This is a genomic window from Actinocrinis sp. (assembly GCF_035946395.1).
Taxonomy (GTDB): domain Bacteria; phylum Actinomycetota; class Actinomycetes; order Streptomycetales; family Catenulisporaceae; genus Actinocrinis.
The window spans coordinates 1-1,894 of sequence record NZ_DASYZI010000217.1; the positions used below are offsets into that span (position 1 = coordinate 1).

Genomic DNA, 1,894 nt, shown 5'->3' on the forward strand with positions numbered 1-1,894 from the left:
TCGCGTGGGCGCACGCCCAGGGCGCCCGCCGGATCACCGCGGTGGACCCGGTGGCCGCGCGGCGGGCCGCCGCGGAGTCGTTCGGGGCGACCGACGTGCTCACGACCGCCGAGGCGGCCTCGCCGGGCGGCTACGACGTCGTGGTCGAGTGCGTGGGCCGGCCGGGGCTCCTGGACCCGTGCATCGCGGCGGCGCGCGCGAAGGGGCGCATCGTCGTCGCCGGGGTATGCGTCGAACCCACGCCGTTCCTGCCCCTACCCGCGCTGATGAAGGAGGTGTCGATCAGCTTCGCCGTGTACTACACGCCCGAGGAGTTCACGGCGGTCATCGCCGCGTTCGAGCGCGGCCAGATCGACCCGTCGCCGCTCTTGTCGCGGCGGCTCGACCTCTCGCTCATCAACGACGCGTTCGACGACTTGGCGCGCACCACCACCGCCGGGAAGATCCTCCTGACGCCCTGACCGGCGACACCAGATGCCTTCCCGGGCCAACCCGGGCGCGGCCGTGTTCGAGTTCTCGGGCGCGAAGCCTGCCGACGCGTCCGCAACCCCATCGATGCGGTTCGCGCTGTCCGTGAGGCGGGCAATGGCCGCCGCCTACTGCCTGGCGACGCCCCGCTGGCGCCAGCCGACACGGCCCGGCGGCTGAAGGCCCGCTTCTCCTCGCCGCTACTGCTGAGCGCCCGACGCGCCCGTAAGCTGCCGGACGCGCTGAGCCGACTCGGCATCGCAGGTGGTGCAGTCTACGACGCGCTCCTGGCACTCGCCGCCAAAGACCGCTCGGTGGCCCTCGCGACCAGGGACGCGCGCGCAAGGCACCTACGATGCAGTCGGCGTCACGGTCATCGTGGTCGCATGACCACGTTTACCGGACCAGGTCAGCTTTCCGCGGTCAGGTCCGGGCACCCGACGCCAGCGGCGCGATGACCTCCTCGCCGAACTCGGCCAGCGTTTCCGGGGGCGCGAAATCGCAGAACCAGGTGTAGACACGCTCGATGCCCCGCTCGGCAAGGCGCCCGTAGTGCTCCACAAGCTCGGCGCCGGTGCCGATCACCGGGCGGGCGTAGCCGAAGCGCCGCGTGGCCAGCGCGGTTACGGCCTCACGGTCGCCGCCTCGTCCGACGAGCGCGACCATCTGCTGGATGGACACCCGCGCATCCCCGACCCTGGACCGGAGCTCGTCGACCTTGCCCAGGTGACCGACGTGGACGTTCCACCAGTCGGCGAAGTCTCGCACGAGCGCCAGCGTCCTGGGCCCCGTGCCGCCGATGACGATCGGGATGCGGCCGAGCGGAAGCGGCTGCTGCCGGGCGCGCCGCAGTTGGTGGTAGCGGCCGTCGTAATCGACGGTCTCGCCCGCCCACAGCGCCCGCAGCACCTCCAGCGTCTCCCGTAGCCGCTCGACCCGCTGGCGCGGCTCTGCCGAGCCCACGCCGAAGGTCACGAGTTCCTCGCGCACCGATCCCCACCCGATGCCGAGCTCGTAGCGGCCGCCGGAGGCGTGGTCGATCGACACGGCCTGGCGGGCGAGCACGGCGGGCAGCCGGAACGAGTCGCAGAGCACGAGCGACCCCACCCTGATCCGCTCCGTGTGCGCGGCCAGCCACGTCGTTGTGACGATCGCCTCGAACATCGGCTGACCGTCGGCCAAGGGAGGCGCCAGGTGATCCATGCCCATGATCCCGCCGAACCCTGCCGCATCGGCGGCCCGGGCGCGCGTGACGAGCTGGTCAAAGGACAGCCGCATCTGCGGCAGGAAGAGATGGAACTCCATGATGGAGCCACCTTGTCACGACCGTCCACCCTGCGTCCACGTCCCCGAAGCCGCAGCTGACGAATCAGGCGGTTGTCCGGCCGCGGGGATGCTCCAGCCCGAGGGCGTTGCCCCACAGGAT

At 71.8% G+C, this 1,894-nt stretch carries 2 protein-coding genes; one reads left to right on the top strand and one right to left on the bottom strand.

Annotated elements, in window-relative coordinates:
* The coding region (locus tag VGS97_RS13840; protein ID WP_326853851.1) for a zinc-binding dehydrogenase at positions 1-461 on the top strand (461 nt) is incomplete at its 5' end.
* Positions 462-891: 430 nt separating this feature from the next.
* Here the strand turns inward: VGS97_RS13840 and VGS97_RS13845 are convergent.
* Positions 892-1,773, bottom strand: coding sequence for an LLM class flavin-dependent oxidoreductase (locus VGS97_RS13845; protein WP_326853853.1), 882 nt, complete (start codon positions 1,771-1,773; stop codon positions 892-894).
* Positions 1,774-1,894 lie beyond the last annotated feature (121 nt).

Bases quoted from the DNA above. Each gene is read 5' to 3' on its own strand.
- VGS97_RS13845 (WP_326853853.1), bottom strand. From the start codon at position 1,773: ATGGAGTTCCATCTCTTCCTGCCGCAGATGCGGCTGTCCTTTGACCAG.